This is a genomic window from Sphingobacterium multivorum (assembly GCF_900457465.1).
GTDB lineage: Bacteria > Bacteroidota > Bacteroidia > Sphingobacteriales > Sphingobacteriaceae > Sphingobacterium > Sphingobacterium multivorum.
This window is the reverse complement of the sequence record NZ_UAUU01000011.1, coordinates 881,434-899,187: the sequence shown is the minus strand read 5'-3', so window position 1 is coordinate 899,187 and position 17,754 is coordinate 881,434. Positions and strand designations below refer to the sequence as shown.

The window sequence follows — 17,754 nt, the reverse complement described above, 5'->3', positions numbered from 1 at the left end:
GAGCCTGTACCACCTACACCGATTACGTTTACAATTATCGGGTTGGTAGGATTTATCAAATCGCTGTCCGTAAAATGGACTTTTAAAATTTCTTTGCTCATTACAATATCGTTTTTATGGTCTTGTTTGTCTTTTTCAATACATCTTTAGGAAAGGCTTTGTCTGTGCCGATGAGGTCTTTCCAAAGGCTTACACAATTTCCTTTTATGGGGTTGTGTTCGTTTACCAAGTGACTGAAATAGCTGTTAAAAAAGTAGCTTTCCCACGCTTGCATAAATTCTTCCACCGAAGCAGAATTTTTGATATTGATATCTACAGTTCCCATACATACGTGTCCGTCCTCGTAAATATTGAAAAATGGTGCGTGAAATAATACGGTATTCTCGGTAGGTCTGTGGTCTTTTTCAAGGGCGAAAACAATAAGGCTCTGCTTGCTTGCATACCAAAGCATTGCAGGTACTTTCGCCGTACCGTTTGGTATTTCAAGACTTTCAGTAAAGAACATTTTTACTTTTCGTGGCTTGGTGTACCAAAGCACCGTACCGTTTTCACTCGGATTAATGTGCAGGACGTTGGTAGGCAGAATGCCGTTAGATTTTAAAAATGCCTTGCTCTTTTCCTTTTTGGTATTGAGTGCTTTTGCCAATTCTTTAGCTTCTCTTTCTGTCAAAGGATGAGCATTGATAGGATTACCGTTCTTGTCCATATCAAAATGTTCTACATAGGTGTATTTATTATTCCCTTTGGTTTGGTAAAAAACCAAAGCCGATAAAGGGTGGTAAAGTGTTCCGAAGTTTTGTGTTATATCTTTCATGTTAGAGTATCTAAAAGTTATTCAGTATGTATATCAATTCCTCAATTAAGGCAAAAACACGGTTTTCAAATTCAAGGGTATTGGCAGTAATATCACTACCATCAAACCTTTTCACAATGGTAGGTTCTTCCATTTGTCCGTATTCTTGCAACTCGGTGTTCACGCTGTCGAAAAGTGTTTGAAACAAAATGCCTTTAGCATCGGCACAAAAGGAAACATACTTTTCCATCCCTATACTATTTTCCAGCGACGTATTCCTTTTGACGCCGGAAGACTCCCATACATTCGAAATCCCAATTCCGACAAAAGTTTGTATAATTGACTTCACAAAAGGATTTTTCCTTAAGAATATAAGAATTGACGAAAGCCAGATACATATAACAGAAATCTATAAACAACTTGAATATATATTTCATAACCATCACGCCATAAAAGGAAATCTAATATCCAAAGATGAAAGTGCCATTTTTAAAGCTCTTGTCCATCAATTGTTAAAAGAGAAAAATAGGTCACAATTCTTTGATGATATTATTGTCCAAGACATTATCTATCTATTGCTTCATTTGATCGCCAGAAAAATTCAAGAAAGCATTTCTCTTTTCTCTAAAATAGACAATCCAAAAAGTAAAGTTCACGAAATAACAACATATATACAACAACATATCTATGACAATGAGCTACTGAAAATTAAAATGATAGCCTCTGATTTTGGTAAATCTCCAGATCACCTTAATAGATATTTTAAAAAAGAAACCGGGAGCACAATAAAAGCTTATATTATACAATATAAGCTTCATCTAGTTCAGACAAGATTAAAATTTAGTGATTTAACAATATCAGAAATTGCCAATGAACTAAATTTCACCGACGAAAGCCATTTAAACAAGATTTTTAAAAAGAGTTTTGGAAAAACAGCAAAACAATATAGAACTTAATAGAGATATTCTTATGATTAATTTGTACTTTTACTCCGAGTATGCAAAAAAGACTAACAACATTATTCTTATTAGTGGCCCAAGTAATTATTTTTGGGCACGGTCTATTTGCACACCATCACCATGATGAATTTGAAGAACATACGCACCTAAATACTGTTGAATCCAATAATGGAAAAACCGATATAGGCCACCTATTCTCTTCTATTCAACATACTGGGGACCAGATTACTTATACAAACTCCGAAGACAAAAAAGATCATGCTGTCAAAGATACTGTAAAGCCTTTTTTGGCAACTTTACCCGAATTCAGCATGAGCTGGAAATTTATCATCACTTTCCAGCAGAACACTTTTCCACCAGATAGGCATATCACCTATCAGGCTCCCTTACATTGTGGTTACTCTCTCCGAGGCCCTCCTATTTTCCTCGTTGCTTAACTTTCAAATCCTTTTTGAAAGCTAAGATTCTACTCTTGCCTATATCCTAGGCAATCTTAAATCAATCATATTTTAATAAAAAAACGATGAAAAATTCATTTTACATTGCAGTATGTACTGCCCTTATCTTTACTTCTTGCGCCAATAACAGCAAATCAACTTCTGATAATCCTTCAACAACTGAATCCGTCAATCAGGACAGTATAGACAAAGCTCATGGACATTCGCATGATCCATCGGGTGGCCATACTTCCGCAACGCCTGCTCAAGATAGTAGTACAACAAAGGTGGTAAACCAGGATAGCATTGATAAAGCTCACGGACATAAGCACTAATTTATTTTCTATTTAAACATACCACGCACTTTGTCGGTACTTGTCAGCTTTTCGGTATAGACAAGTGCAGGCATAGGCATAAGATTTAAATTCAGATGCATTATATAAAAGTAGTTTTATCAACAGTGTTATTGTTGATATTATCGGCAACTCTATTTGCCCACGGTGTCGATGAAGACACACAGACATTTCTAAGCGGAAACTCGGGAGTAGCTTTTGTGCCCTTTCTGTATATAGGCGCCAAACATATGTTGACCGGCTATGACCATCTATTGTTCCTTGTCGGTGTTATATTCTTTCTTTATCGAACAAAGGAAGTACTTCTCTATGTCAGTTTCTTTACCATCGGACACAGTGTAACACTATTACTAGGTGTGCTGGCTAACATGGCCATCAACTCTTACCTGATTGATGCCATAATCGCGCTTTCTATTGTATACAAGGGTTTTGATAATTTAGGAGGATTCCAGCGTTTCTTGGGTTTTCAGCCGAACACCAAAGCCGCCGTACTGATATTTGGACTATTTCACGGATTTGGCCTAGCCAGTAAACTGCAGGAACTGAGTTTCAGCAGAGAAGGATTGCTGACCAACCTCATTGGGTTTAATATCGGTGTTGAAATCGGTCAATTCATCGCTTTGGCACTGGTCCTCTTCGTCATTACAAACTGGCGGCGATACCCAAGCTTTCTTAAATTCTCTACATTAACAAATACACTGCTCATGGCAGCAGGTTTTCTCTTGTTCGGCTACCAGATAGTCGGTTATCTAAACTCCTAAAATCAAAAAAAAATGTCAGAAATAACACATCAAATATTGGACAAAAAATCGATCGTCAAGCAAGTGATCATCGCATTTATCGTCGGAACAGTGCTACTGGTAAGTGCTGTGCTACCCGCGGAATATGGGATAGATCCTTTAGGTATCGGAAAAGCAACTGGTTTTATAAAACTCTATGTACCTAAAGGCGAGGAAAAATCGGCATCGTCGGCGGAAGCTCATAAAGTTATCACACTGGCCAATGTAGGTTCTGGTCCTGACGTAGCCAGACCTAGCGCTGCAGACAATCCGCCACCTGCAACACAACTTGCGGATCGAGCTGATGAGGTGAATGTGTTGGTGCCTGCAGGTAAAGGGCTCGAATATAAAGTCAATATGCTCAAATACGGCGCATTGCGCTATGAGTGGAGCACAGACAAAGGCGAACTCTATTTTGATTTTCATGGCGAGGTGAAAGGCTACAACAATTACTTTGAAAGCTATACTATCGCTTACTCAAATAATGTTGCAGGTTCATTTTTGGCACCTTATGAGGGACCTCAAGGCTGGTATTTCAAAAATTATACAACTGAAGATATTACGGTCAATATAAAACTGAAAGGCCAGTATCTCCTTAAACAATAACTAATAACAACATGATAATATGTTAAATAAGATCATTCATTTTTCTATCAAAAATAAGTTGGTGATCGGTTTATTTACCCTGGCATTGATATGCTGGGGTACATATTCTATAACCAGACTTCCTATTGATGCGACACCTGATATTACGGACAATCAGGTCATGGTGATCACGGTATCACCAACGCTCGCCGCCCAGGAGGTGGAACAGCTGGTCACCTTTCCGGTGGAGCAAACGATGGTCAGTATACCGGGAATAAAGGATATGCGTTCTTTCTCCCGCTTCGGACTATCTATTGTCACAATCGTTTTCGAAGAAAAGGTGGACATCTACTGGGGCCGCCAGCAGGTGCAGGAACGGCTTAGCATTGCTTCAAAAAATATTCCTCCAGGTGTCGGTACACCTGAAATGGCGCCTGTTACAACTGGATTGGGCGAGATATTTCAGTATGTCGTACATCCACAAAAAGGATATGAAGATAAATTTGACGCTACCGAACTACGTACCATTCAGGACTGGATCATCAAAAGACAACTACTCGGAACACCGGGTGTGGCAGAGGTGAGCGGCTTCGGAGGTTTTGTCAAACAATATCAGATTGCAGTCAATCCGGATAAACTGGCGAGCCAGAATATAACCATTTCGGATATATTTAATGCCCTCGAAAAAAATAACCAGAATACAGGCGGTGCTTATATCGACAAGGGGCCCAATGCATATTTTATCCGCACTGAGGGTCTGGTAAAAAATACCGAAGAAATTGGAAATATCGTTATTAAAAAGGAAAACGGTACGCCCGTATATATCAGAGATGTGGCCGACGTGGGTTTTGGAAATGGTCCCCGCTATGGTGCTGCTACCCGTAATGGGCAGGGTGAAACTGTGACCGGAATTGTGATGATGCTGAAAGGCGCCAATTCTTCGGAAGTGATTTCCAATGTAAAGGAAAAAATAGCGGAAATACAGAAGGGCCTACCTAAAGGTGTAGAAATAGAACCTTTTCTGGATCGCAAAAAGCTTGTTGACGGAGCTATATCAACCGTATCGACAAACCTGATCGAGGGAGCCCTGATTGTGGTTTTTGTACTGATCTTATTTTTGGGAAATCTACGTGGCGGACTTGTAGTAGCCTCCGTCATTCCACTGACCATGCTCTTTGCGATCTGCATGATGAACCTATTTGGTGTGTCGGGCAATCTCATGAGTTTGGGGGCAATTGATTTCGGAATCATTGTCGACGGTACCGTCATCATCGTCGAAGCGGTCATGCACCGCATCGCTGGGAGCAAGATGAGGTATGGCGGAATCGAAAAACTAACACAGGAGCAAATGGATGAGGAAGTATACGAATCTTCGCGAAAAATACGTTCCGCGGCAGCTTTTGGCGAAATTATTATTCTGATAGTCTATCTTCCTTTACTCGCTTTGGTCGGTGTAGAAGGTAAAATGTTTACGCCGATGGCGCAGACGGTTTCTTTTGCCATCCTTGGTGCTTTCTTGCTATCATTTACTTATGTGCCTATGATGTCGGCTTTGGTACTGAGCAAAAAGACTTCGCACAAGGAAAACTTCTCGGACCGCATGATGAATGCGATACAAAAAGTGTACAGCCCTATCATTGAGGGGGCAATGAAAAAGAAGCTTTTGGTGGTGGTGGTTGCCGTAGCTCTATTTGCTATTACTGTTTGGACATTTCACCGCATGGGTGCAGAATTTATCCCGCAGCTGGATGAGGGCGATTTTGCAGTCGAAACCCGTGTCCCCGTTGGAAGCTCAATCAACCAGATGATCGCCGTATCGAAAAAGGCCCAGGATATATTGCTCAAGAATTACCCAGAGGTAAAACAGGTCGTCAACAAAATCGGTTCTGGGGAGATCCCTACAGATCCTATGCCGATCGAAGCTGGCGACATGATAGTGGTATTAAAGCCGAAAAAGGAATGGTCAAGTGCAAAAAACCGTGAGGAATTGATCGAAAAAATGCAGGAATCTCTTGCTGTGATTCCTAATGCGACATTCAGCTTCCAGCAGCCAATCCAAATGCGTTTTAATGAGCTCCTCACCGGTGCTAAACAGGATGTCGTCATCAAGATATACGGCGAAGACCTCGATATCCTCTCCGACATTGGATCTGATATCGGCAAGAAGATCAAATCCATTGCTGGTGTCGAAGATCTTTACATCGAAGAAATAACAGGACTACCGCAGATCAATATCAGCTTCAACCGGGATAAGATCGGTCAGTATGGAATGAACGTGGAAGATATCAACAGCGTCGTATCGGCAGGATTTGCAGGAAAGATTTCGGGCCTGGTCTATGAGGGCGAACGGAGATTTGACCTTGTGGTCAGATTGGATAGTGCCTCTCGGGTAGATATCACCGATGTACAGAATCTATTTGTGAGTACTCCTGATGGACAACAGGTTCCGCTCAATGAACTTGCAGAAATAAGCTATAAACCCGGGCCCGTACAGATACAACGCGACAACGCCAAAAGACGGATAACGGTGGGCTTTAACGTGAGAAACCGTGATGTCAAAAGCATCGTAAATGATATTCAGGACGTTATCGCTGCCAAGGTAAAATTGCCTGCAGGTTATTATGTAACCTATGGTGGCCAGTTTAAGAATCTGGAAGAAGCAAACGGTCGACTTGCTGTAGCATTACCAGTAGCACTACTCCTTATTTTGATCTTACTTTACTTTACATTCCACTCAGTCAAACAGGGCTTACTGATCTTCACAGCCATCCCACTTTCGGCAATCGGCGGAGTATTCGCGCTGTTGATCCGCGATATGCCTTTCAGTATATCGGCCGGTGTGGGTTTTATTGCCTTATTTGGTGTAGCTGTATTGAATGGTATCGTACTGATTGCCGAATTCAATAGACTCGAAGCCGAAGGTATAACCGATATTGAGGAAAGGGTACGTATCGGAACCAAAATGCGTCTAAGGCCGGTACTGATGACCGCAACAGTAGCGTCACTAGGATTTCTACCGATGGCAATTTCGGCTTCATCGGGAGCAGAAGTGCAACGGCCGCTGGCTACCGTAGTCATTGGTGGTCTGATCACAGCAACAGCACTTACAATACTGGTATTACCCGTCCTTTACATCTATTTTTCCAAATCTTCTAAAAAAAATAAGATGAACACAGCAATCGCATGGCTTATTGTCCCCTTGTTGGCACTCCCAGCAATAAGCAAAGCCCAGCAAGCGGACAATAACGGACTAAAATCGCTATCGCTACAACAGGCGATCGATATTGCCCTGAAGAACAATCATCAGATCAGGATTGCCAACTACGATATCGGTCTACAGCAGGAACTCAAGAAAGGGAGCATAACCATGCCAAAGACAGAGGTTTCCTACACACAGGGGGTTGTAAGTAATCCAACGGTAACGGACAATCTCATCAACCTCACCCAGCGACTGGACTTCCCCACCGTATATGGCAGACAGTCCAAAGTAGCCGAAGAAAAGGTAAAGAGCAGCATGGCCTATAAAGCACTGACGGAAAATGACCTCAGGCGCGAAGTAAAACTGGCTTATACACAGTATCAATACGCACTTGAAAAGAAAAAATTGCTGCTGCAACAAGATAGCATCTATATTAAGTTGAGCAAGGCCAGCAATGCACGGTATCGTGCGGGGGAAGCGACCAGTCTGGAGAATGTCACGTCAGAAGTACAGTCCAAGCAAATACAGAATGAGCTGGAGAAGAACGCATCGGATATCACCATTGCGCAACAAATGCTACAAACCTTGCTGAATATCAATGTAGATGTTGTCATCAGTGAGAAGGAATTGCTGGCAAAAGATCTCTCTTTGGATCAGCAAAGCCTTAATTCACAAGATAACCCTTTGCTTTCCTATCTCAAACAGGAGATCGAGGTAAGTCGCAAGACAACAGAACTTGAAAAAAGCAGAGCACTCCCTGATATTATTCTTGGATTTAGCAGTCAGACCTACAAAGGCATGCAGACGATCAATGGTATTGACAGAACCTATACAGGTATGGACCGCTTTAATTTCTTTCAGGTTGGCTTAGGTATTCCAATATTCCCGGGAGGATATAGGGCAAAGATCAACGCATCACGCATCAATGAACAACGTGCACAGGCACAAGTTGATCTGGCGCAAACAAATCTGAACGGACAATTGAAGGAACTTGTTCAAGAATACCTCAAGTTCAAAAAATCGCTCATTTATTATCAACAGCAGGCATTGCCCCAAGCCCAGCTTATTATTGCCAATTCGGATAAAAGTTTCAAAAGTGGAGATATATCGTACACACAATATCTTCAAAACCTGACTCTTTCAAATACCATTCAGGCTGAATATCTGGACAACCTGTATAAATACAACCGCACTATAATAGCGATCGAGGCTGTTTTAGGAAATAAATAAATTAAAACTTTTAACAATGAAAACATCGTTAACAACATATATTCCACTTCTGTTCTTATCTGCTTCATTGCTTTCTTCCTGTGGTGAACAAAAAAATAGCGACAACAAAGAAGCGACAACTGCCGAATCCAGTGCAAAAGACAGTACTGAAAATAAGGCTCGGACGATCACTTTTACAGCCGATCAATACAAACTGTCAGATATCCAAACCGGCAAGGTAGAAAAACGCAGTCTCAGCGGCATCATTAAAATGACAGGAACAGTGGATGCTGAACCTGGCGATATTGCTTCAGTATCTGCCCCTCTAGGTGGGTACATAACAACTGCGGGTCTGCTGCAAGGTCAGGAAATCAGAAAAGGCCAACTGTTGGCAACATTGGAAAACCCAGAGTTTATTAGCATGCAGCAGGAATACCTGGAGAGCCTTGGGCGTCTGGAGTTTCTGGAGGAGGAATACAAAAGACAACGAGACCTGAGACAGGAAGATGTAAATTCGGCAAAGACCTTTCAACAGGTCAGCTCCGATCTAAGGGTCATTAAAGCCAAAATATCAGGTCTGCAACAACAGATGGCGTTGGTCGGTATCAACAGTGTGGCACTGAAAAAAACAAACAACATAACACGGACCGCAAACGTATATGCACCCATTTCGGGCTTTATCAAAACGAGCAATATCAATCGTGGAAAATATGTTGCACCCACGGACGTGCTCTTTGAAATTATGGGTACGAGTGACCTTCACCTCAGACTCAATGCTTTTGAGAAGGATATGGCAAAGATCAAAAAAGGTCAGACAGTGAAATTCTCGCTTTCCAATGAAACCTCCTATGACAGAACGGCAAATGTATATCTGGTAGGTCAGGCTGCCGATGACAACAAGATGATTGCCGTGCATTGTCGTTTTACAAAACAATCCGGACTACTGCCAGGGATGTATGTAAAAGCATTTTTGGAAACAGGAGCTGAACTGCGGGATGCAGTACCGACGGATGCTCTTGTACAACTGGAAGGAGAAAATTATATTGTCGTACAACAGGAACAGTCTAAAGGTAATTATACATTTGAGCTACTTCAGGTAGCTAAGGGAGTGGAACAAAGCGGCTTTACTGCTATAACCCTATCTTCGTCAGTTAACCCAGATCAAATTACTATAGTAACTAAAAATGCTTATACTATACTCTCCGCAATCAGAAATGCCGAAGAGGAAGAATAGTAAGCTTGACCTTATCCAGTTGTTATGAAATCTGTAAGGAAAAAGAAAAAAAGAAAAATTGCAATGCCTCCTCAATCAAAAAAAAGAGGAGGCATCAAGAAAAAACATACGCCCAAGATGACAGGTTTGGCCTGGATCGCCGTAGCAGTGATTGCTTTTATTGTACTACTTATTATTTCATTTTTATTGGCTGACATTCACACAAATCGAAGTCATACACCTTGATCTATAAGCGATAAAATTGGTTCACTATACTAAAGGATTGAAATGAGACACAATGTATGCTGATAAAAACGATTAAAATATGGAAACCTTCACACAAAATATGATCAAACCATTTTCGGCTCTAAGAAACAGGATATTCGCAAAATTGTATTTTGCGCAGATAGCCAGTCTTTTTGGTGACGCTTTTACCTGGCTGGGAATAGCTTTATTAACCTATAGCTTAAATCCGAATGGTTCTGCCAAAATACTGGCGTCTGCTCTGACACTGCGAGTCACTGCGTATATTTTATTTTCTCCATTTGCTGGTATTGTATCGGATAGGTTTAGACGGAAGAATATTTTATTGATTACGCAGTTGGGGCGAATAGTTGTTGTTTGTCTGTTGCCTTTTGTAAACAGCGAATGGCAGATATATGTGTTGATTTTTGTACTCAATATATTTGCGGCATTCTTCACTCCAACCTACAGAGCAATTATTCCACAGGTTATCCAAAAGGATCTTTATCGTGAAGCGAATGGGCTATCCATGGCTACGTTTCAACTTTTGAGTGTATTTGGTCCAGCACTAGCGGGCATTTTTTCCGCTTGGCTGGGAGCGAAACAGATCTTCTTTGTAGATGCTGTCATGCTTGTGCTGGCCATCATACTTATCGTGACGATTCCCCAAGCTTCCTTGCAACAGGGTGTTGATATCTTAAATAAAAAGGTGAAGAGCACATGGGCTGAAATTTTTAAAAGTGTCCATTTGTTGTTTGGAAATAGAATATTGCGTTTTTCACTGAGCATCGAATTTATATCTGCGGTAGCGGGAGCCTTGGTCCTTGTAAACACGGTTGGTCTTATCAAGACATCTCTCGATCTTGATGACAAACATTATGGATGGATTATGGCCGTCTTCGGGATCGGTGCTGCGATATCTGCTTTCCTATTGGGTAGTCTGGATAAATCTAAAACAAGACGTTCGTCGTTGATCGGCGGAGCACTGCTTATCGGTTTTGCGATCAGTTTTGCAAATTTTGTTCCGTTCAATGGCCTGATATTCCTATGGATCTTGGCAGGTATAGGACAGACATTGGCCGACATGCCTTCGGAAACATTGATCGGCGAAAATATTGCGCCTGAAGATCAAGGAAAAGTATATGGTACACACTTTGCTTTTTCGCATTTATGGTGGGCAATTGCCTATCCGATTGCAGGTTATCTGGGAACAAAATACCCTGAGCGTGAGTTTCTGTATGGTGGGATATTGACTTTGGCCTTAGCAGTTATAGTGATTATCCTATTTAGCATTTCAAAACGGAATATAGCAAAAAAATAGAATTATATTGTTAACATCTCGATCTCAAATGGAAAATTGAACCGCGAAATATCGATATTAAAGCTCAAACTACAAAATTTCTACAGAATCTTGATTTATCTTTGTATAAGAAAGCGACAATATGAAAATACTTATCATTGAAGATGAACTCGAACTTCTGAAATCTATAACAGAATATCTTCTCCAAGAAGATTTTAGATGCGAAACGGCAACAAATTTCAAAGATGCAAGCTACCTTATTTCTGGTTTTAACTACGACTGTATTATACTTGACATAAATCTTCCTGATGGAAATGGTCTAGCTTTATTAAAGTTATTGCGCGAAGAGAAGAAAAAAGACGGTGTCATTATTATTTCTGCAAGAAACTCATTGGAAGACAAAATTATCGGACTGAATCTCGGAGCTGATGATTACTTGGTAAAACCCTTTCATCTCTCTGAACTGAACGCAAGGATAAAGGCATGTATGAGAAGACAATTCAATGAGGGTATTGAAATGATGGAAATCGGAAATCTCATTATTGACCCCATAGGCCGATCTGCGCAGTGCAATGGGCAACCTCTTCAATTTACAAAAAATGAATTTGACCTGATTGCCTATCTGCTGAACAATAAAAACCGTGTCGTGAGTAGACAAGCTATCGCCGAGCACATTTATGGTAATCGAACCGATCTTATGCCCTCTTTCGACTTTGTTTATTCACAGATCAAGAATATTAAACGCAAACTCAAAGAGGCGAACAGCATTGTAAAAGTTGAAACAATCTATGGGCTCGGATACAAGATTTCTATATGAATAAACCACTTTTAATCCGCAACACGAGGATTTTGCTTATCGTATTACCGATCATTTTAATCCTATGTTCCCTAATATTTTTCCTGATGCTTACTCATCACGCGCGCCATGCGCAGGAGAAATTGCTTAACTTAAAGCAACAAAATGTATGGCAGTCTTTTATATCCACAGATGGTAAGATTACTCCTAAAATTATAGGTGAGTATGAAATTATAGAAGGATCTCCAATACAATCCCCGAATATAGTCCGCGACACCACTCTCTCTCTCCTAAATAACGACGTTACCCCCCCCTTTCAGATGTTCTCTAAGAATTATGATTGGAAAGGAAAGGAATACACGGTAACGACCTTTATTTCTGCTACTGAAATATCTCATCTTATCATAAAGGTATTCGCCACGGAAGCGCTAATTCTTATATTATTGCTCATAGCAATAATCATTTTGAATAAAATAAGTTCAGGAAAACTTTGGGCTCCATTTTTCACAACAATGCGGGAAATGGAACATTATGATATTGCTCAAAAGCAAAATATAGAACTGAAACCTGATACCGGCACATTGGAATTTGATCAACTTAATCAAATATTGACGCAATTAGTTACCAGAGCACGTTTGGCATACATTAATCAGAAGCAATTTGTAGAAAATGCCTCACATGAAATGCAGACTCCATTAGCTATTATACAAGCCAAGCTCGAATTGCTTATTAACCAGAGTGATGTCTCAGAAAAAATGGCGTCTTTCATCGCCGATATATCTTTGGCAACTTCAAGAATGAGCGATTTAAATAGGACACTTTTACTGCTTTCCAAAATAGAAAACAATCAATTCCCTGAAAATGAAAAGATTGATATCGCTGTAGTTGTACAAAGAATCCTTGCTGAATATCTGGAATTTGAACATACGGTCAAAGTAATGGAAACATATTGGGAGAAGGATATTATGATAAATGCAAACCGGACCTTGGTCGAAATTCTTATTTCTAATATTATTAAGAATGCAATCGTACATAATGACAACCGTATGGAACTGACCATAGAGCTTTCCAATGGAGTACTTACTGTAGAAAATACCGGGCATCCATTGGATCGTCCAGCCTCAGAAATGTTTCAACGCTTCAAAAAGGGCAACTACAAACAAAAAACAATGGGACTTGGGCTTTCATTGGTAGAACAGATATGTAAACTGTACCAGTTTGGTATAAATTATAGTTACACTGATGGACGGCACAGTATTAAAATTAACTTTCTTTCTGGTATAGAACCAAATTGACAAAATTTCTCCAAAATCACTTTTTAGGTTTGTCCCTATAAACACCCTAAGGGGACAAACTTAAATAAAATGGTTAAATGGTTTTATTGTATTGGCGTCTTTTTCTTTTTTGGCCCACCAAAATTATTAGCTCAACATTCTGAGGAAAAGCGGATCAGCCTGAAAGACGCTATTTCTCAAGGTGAAAATTATCACCAATTACAAAGTATCCTTTATGAAGCTGAAGCAGCGGCAAAGCATATCAATGTCGTTCAATATAGCAAATTACCAAATATTGATGCTAATTATCAAGTTGGTTTAGCGACTGCAAATAACACCACCGGACTTTTTTATCCAAATGGGATACTGCCCATCAGCGGTCCACCTTCGGTCAGCAATTCATTTACCCCCACAGTAGGAAGTGCAGCTGGTGTATTACTGAATTGGGATATACTCACTTTTGGTCAAAAAGATGCCAAAATTGGCGAAGCTTCAGCGGAATATAGGGTGAAAGAAGCGGTATTTAAAGAATCTACTCTTGAGCACCGGACTAAGATCATAAATACCTATTTGGATTTAATACTGTCACTCGAACATACCAAGATCTATTCTGCTAATACACAAAGGACAAAAATCAATCTAAAACAGAGTGCCGTTCTTTCCAAAAATGGTATAAGACCGGGAGCAGACAGCACATTTTTCTCATCCGAATTATCGAAAGCGACAGTTGAGGTGCTCAATTCAACAAAACAACAAAAAGTTTATCAGCTTTTACTTGCACATCTTATTTCCTCCAAAGACCTCCCCTTGCCAACGGATACAGCATTCATAAGTGTGCTGCCTCCAATAACTCAAGGTGGTTCAAATTTTAGTCAAAACCCTATGTTGAAAACCGCCGAGAGCAGTTTGTCTCTAAATTTATTAAAAGAGAACACGATTAACAAAGACTATCTACCTAAGGTTACTTTGTGGAGTACAGCATTTGGTAGAGGCTCAGGGTTTCAAGAAAACGGAACGAATAGAGACATAAAAGGACTTTCGTTAAACAGAATAAATTATGCAATTGGATTTCAATTGAGCCTACCTATAATGAAATATGGCGAAACCAGAAAAAAGCTTCAGGAACAACAAATGCTAACTTTAGCTGCTAAAGAGAAAATAGATCAAAGTAAAGACCTGCTATCAATTCAACAACAGATAGCTAGTGAAACGCTTTCCAATTGTATTCTGGTGGCTGCCGAAACTACAAAGCAGTTAAATGCGGCGCAATATGCTTTTTTTGCCATACAGGCAAGATATAGTGCCGGACTGATCAATCTATCGGATCTTATCCAGGTGCAGTATAGTTTGCTAAAAGCTGAGCTGGATAATAAAAAAGCATATCTGGATGCCTGGAAAGCATATCTTCTCCTAACTGTAATTGACGGCGATGTCACAATTTTCACTAACGCAATTCAAAAATAAATCACGATGATAAAATTAATTAAGTTTGCGCTCCAGAAACCCATAACTATCCTTGTTTTGGTGCTCGGTATACTTGCATCCTCCATCCTAGCAATTAAGAAATCACCGATAGATATTTTTCCGAATATAAATGCACCTACGATCTATGTTGCCCAAACCTATGGAGGACTTTCCCCACAGCAAATGGAAGGCTTTGTAACATCTTATTATGAATATCATTTTCTATACATCACCGGAATAAAAACTGTTGAAAGCAAGTCTATACAGGGATTGGGATTAATAAAGTTACAGTTTCATGAAGGGACCGATATGGCAGCTGCAATGGCAGAAGTAGTTTCTTATGTAAATCGTTCAAAATCATTCATGCCCCCAGGCACACTCCCACCATTTATCATGCGCTATGATGCTGGCTCGGTACCAATTGGTCAATTGGTATTCCGTAGCGAGACAAGAAGCTCAAATGAGATCCAAGACCTCGCTTTATTCAAGGTACGTCCTATGTTTGCTTCTCTTCCGGGTGTATCAGCTCCACCTCCTTTCGGGGGAAACCAAAAAACCATTGTCATAAAAGCAGACCCTGAAAGGCTAAGAGGTTATAATCTAACTGCTGATGAACTCGTTACTGCCATCGCTAAGAATAATTCAATCCTTCCGGCAGGTAATATACGTTCGGCTGATCAAACTATAATTACACCTTCTAATAGTATTGTGTCGGATTTCAAAGAACTCGAAAATATCGCTGTCAAGAATAAAGAAGGTGCAACTGTATATGTCAGGGACGTTGCATCAATTAATAATGGAGCGGATGTAACGACTGGCTACGCATTGATTAATGGTAAAAGAACGGTTTATATTCCTGTCACTAAACGAGCTGATGCTTCTACTTGGGATGTCGTTCAGGCTATTAAACATGCTTTACCAGATATGCAGTCGGCCATACCACCTGACATTAAAGTATCTTATGAATTTGATCAATCGGGCTATGTTAGCAATTCTCTCCAAAGTGTATTATTTGAAGGTATACTTGGCGCATTCTTGACCGGCTTGATGGTTCTACTATTTTTAAGAGATATCAGGAGTGCGATCATTGTGGTTGTAAATATTCCTTTGGCTTTACTAGCGGCATTAACGGGACTATATTTAACAGGACAAACCATTAATATTATGACCTTAGGGGGGTTGGCATTGGCGGTAGGTATACTTGTTGATGAATCCACGGTGACTATTGAAAACATACATCATCATCTTGAAAATGAGATGCCCATCCGAAAGGCTGTATGGACAGCATGTAAAGAGATGGCGATCCCCAAATTGCTTATTCTTTTAAGCATCCTTGCCGTATTTGTTCCCTCTTTCTTTATGACCGGCGTGCCAAGGTCAATGTTTAAACCTTTGTCATTAGCCGTTGGTTTTGCAATGATTGCTTCATTTCTGTTATCGCAAACACTGGTACCGATACTCTGCAATTGGTTTATGGCTGAAAAGAAAGAGAAACTAACATTAGACCCGCTTCAAAATCTTAAAGATCGTCTCGTAGCTTTCGTTTTAAAATGTCGGAAAAGAAAATCCATTATTGTTCCCGTGTCGCTCATTGGTTTGACTACTATTGCCTATCTGAGCTACTTGGGATCTGGGACGGAAATTTTCCCAAAGGTTGATGCAGGTCAGATGCAGGTCAGATTAAAGATGCGGCCGGGAACCCGAATCGAAAGAACAGAGGATGCAACAAAGAAAGTTCTTTCAATGATAGACAGTATCGCTGGGAAGGAAAATATTGCAATCACTTCTGCTTTTGTGGGACTACAGCCTCCCACCTATGCTATTAATCCGATTTACCTCTACACCAGCGGTCCTCAAGAAGCTGTTTTGAAAGTAAATTTAACAAAGGAATCAAATCTCCCCCTTGAACAACTCAAAGAAAGTATAAGGCATGGAGTAGCGAAAAACATGCCCGAATTATCATTGTCTTTTGAACCTGCGGATCTTGTTGATCAGGTAATGAGTTTAGGCGCCAATAATCCAATAGAAATAATAATCCAGGGAAAAAATCTAAGTCAGAGCCAAGAAATCGCCAAAAAATTAAAAAACATATTAGATAAAATAGATTATTTACGTGATGTGCAGATCGGACAACCCTTAGAATATCCAACTCTTCAAATCAATTATGATAGAATAAAAATGGGCCAGATGGATATCTCGGTTGAAAAAGCAGGCCGATCCGTACTTGATGCAACTTCGTCGAGTAGATTTATCCAACCCATCTATTGGCTCGACAATAGCTCAGGAAATGCTTATCAAGTTCAAGTAGAGTATCCCCAGATGCACATGAATGCCGTAGAAAAAATTGAGGAACTACCGATTTCAAATAAGGATGGGAAAACAGTATACTTACGGGATATTGCAAGTATAAAAAAGATCAACTCCATAGGAGAATATGATCGAATAAACCAACAGCGCTATATTTCACTAACAGCAAATATTTATAATAAAGACCTTGGAACCGCAGTAAAAGATGTAAATAAAAACATCAAACTATTGGGATCTCTCCCTGCTGGAGTAAAAGTCTATACACGTGGTCAATCAGAAATGCTCATACAGACTATTGAAGAGCTCACTATAGGCTTGGCTTTGGCGATCTTTGTTGTCCTACTCATGTTGGCAGCTTTTTTCCAATCCTTTAAACTTGCTTTTACTGTTCTTACTGTGTTACCCGGAGCGTTGGCAGGTTCTATATTAATACTATATTTTACAGGAAACACGATTAATATTCAATCCTTTATGGGATGCATTATGGCCTTGGGTGTTGCTATTGCCAACGCGATCCTTCTTGTATCAAATGCCGAAACGATAAGGCGAGAAAAATTTAAATACGATATGCCAGCAGTAACGGCTGCTTCCAATAGACTTCGACCTATATTGATGACTAGTCTCGCAATGATCGTGGGAATGGTACCGATGGCCATCGGATTGAGTGAAGGAGGTAAACAGACAGCACCATTGGCAATTGCTGTTATAGGTGGATTAGTATTTAGTACGATTAGCAGTTTGCTCATCGTACCATTGGTACATGACCTACTCATAGGTAGCAAGGAGCAAGCAGGAGTATCACTATTTCCCGAAGAAAAATAACTAAGAAATCCAGATCATGAA

The 17,754-nt window shown here is 40.1% G+C and carries 14 protein-coding genes; 12 read left to right on the top strand and 2 right to left on the bottom strand.

Going from position 1 to position 17,754, the window contains the following annotated elements; all coding sequences use genetic code 11:
- Window positions 1-100: 100 nt before the first annotated feature.
- Together DTA23_RS21030 and DTA23_RS21025 are read right to left on the bottom strand one after the other, a co-directional pair.
- Window positions 101-814: a PRTRC system protein B gene (locus DTA23_RS21030; RefSeq protein ID WP_088162415.1), complete on the bottom strand. Its 714-nt coding sequence runs from the start codon at window positions 812-814 to the stop codon at window positions 101-103.
- A gap of 10 nt (window positions 815-824) precedes the next feature.
- Window positions 825-1,142: a hypothetical protein gene (locus DTA23_RS21025; RefSeq protein WP_239468824.1), complete on the bottom strand. Its 318-nt coding sequence runs from the start codon at window positions 1,140-1,142 to the stop codon at window positions 825-827.
- A gap of 160 nt (window positions 1,143-1,302) precedes the next feature.
- Between DTA23_RS21025 and DTA23_RS27245 the strand changes: the two genes are divergently transcribed.
- From DTA23_RS27245 to DTA23_RS20960, 12 genes are all read left to right on the top strand, one after another.
- Window positions 1,303-1,749, top strand: coding sequence for a helix-turn-helix domain-containing protein (locus DTA23_RS27245; RefSeq protein ID WP_172462481.1), 447 nt, complete (start codon window positions 1,303-1,305; stop codon window positions 1,747-1,749).
- A gap of 41 nt (window positions 1,750-1,790) precedes the next feature.
- Window positions 1,791-2,189, top strand: coding sequence for a DUF6769 family protein (locus tag DTA23_RS21015; RefSeq protein ID WP_112375937.1), 399 nt, complete (start codon window positions 1,791-1,793; stop codon window positions 2,187-2,189).
- Between the two features lie 86 nt (window positions 2,190-2,275).
- Window positions 2,276-2,524, top strand: coding sequence for a hypothetical protein (locus tag DTA23_RS21010; protein ID WP_088162418.1), 249 nt, complete (start codon window positions 2,276-2,278; stop codon window positions 2,522-2,524).
- Between the two features lie 95 nt (window positions 2,525-2,619).
- On the top strand, window positions 2,620-3,303 hold the full coding sequence (locus DTA23_RS21005) for a HupE/UreJ family protein (protein WP_088162419.1): 684 nt from the start codon (window positions 2,620-2,622) through the stop codon (window positions 3,301-3,303).
- Window positions 3,304-3,315: 12 nt separating this feature from the next.
- Window positions 3,316-3,927 (top strand): hypothetical protein, encoded by a 612-nt coding sequence (locus DTA23_RS21000; protein ID WP_088162420.1) that lies wholly within the window; start codon window positions 3,316-3,318, stop codon window positions 3,925-3,927.
- A gap of 19 nt (window positions 3,928-3,946) precedes the next feature.
- Window positions 3,947-8,335, top strand: a complete 4,389-nt coding sequence (locus DTA23_RS20995) for a CusA/CzcA family heavy metal efflux RND transporter (RefSeq protein ID WP_088162421.1) — start codon at window positions 3,947-3,949, stop codon at window positions 8,333-8,335.
- Between the two features lie 16 nt (window positions 8,336-8,351).
- A complete protein-coding gene (locus DTA23_RS20990; RefSeq protein WP_088162422.1) occupies window positions 8,352-9,548 on the top strand; it encodes an efflux RND transporter periplasmic adaptor subunit in 1,197 nt (398 codons plus the stop codon).
- A gap of 304 nt (window positions 9,549-9,852) precedes the next feature.
- Window positions 9,853-11,091 carry an MFS transporter gene (locus tag DTA23_RS20980; RefSeq protein WP_088162424.1) on the top strand — a complete coding sequence of 413 codons (1,239 nt, stop codon included), beginning with the start codon at window positions 9,853-9,855 and terminating at the stop codon, window positions 11,089-11,091.
- A 121-nt stretch (window positions 11,092-11,212) separates the two neighbouring features.
- The gene (locus DTA23_RS20975; RefSeq protein WP_088162425.1) at window positions 11,213-11,887 is read left to right on the top strand and encodes a response regulator transcription factor; all 675 of its coding nucleotides are present in this window, start codon (window positions 11,213-11,215) and stop codon (window positions 11,885-11,887) included.
- Window positions 11,884-13,161 carry a sensor histidine kinase gene (locus tag DTA23_RS20970; protein WP_088162426.1) on the top strand — a complete coding sequence of 426 codons (1,278 nt, stop codon included), beginning with the start codon at window positions 11,884-11,886 and terminating at the stop codon, window positions 13,159-13,161. The genes DTA23_RS20975 and DTA23_RS20970 overlap by 4 nt, the downstream gene beginning before the upstream one ends.
- A 69-nt stretch (window positions 13,162-13,230) precedes the next feature.
- Entirely contained in the window at window positions 13,231-14,604 is a 1,374-nt protein-coding gene (locus tag DTA23_RS20965) for a TolC family protein (protein ID WP_112375936.1), read from the top strand.
- Window positions 14,605-14,610: 6 nt separating this feature from the next.
- A complete protein-coding gene (locus DTA23_RS20960) occupies window positions 14,611-17,733 on the top strand; it encodes an efflux RND transporter permease subunit (RefSeq protein ID WP_088162428.1) in 3,123 nt (1,040 codons plus the stop codon).
- Window positions 17,734-17,754: the final 21 nt, after the last annotated feature.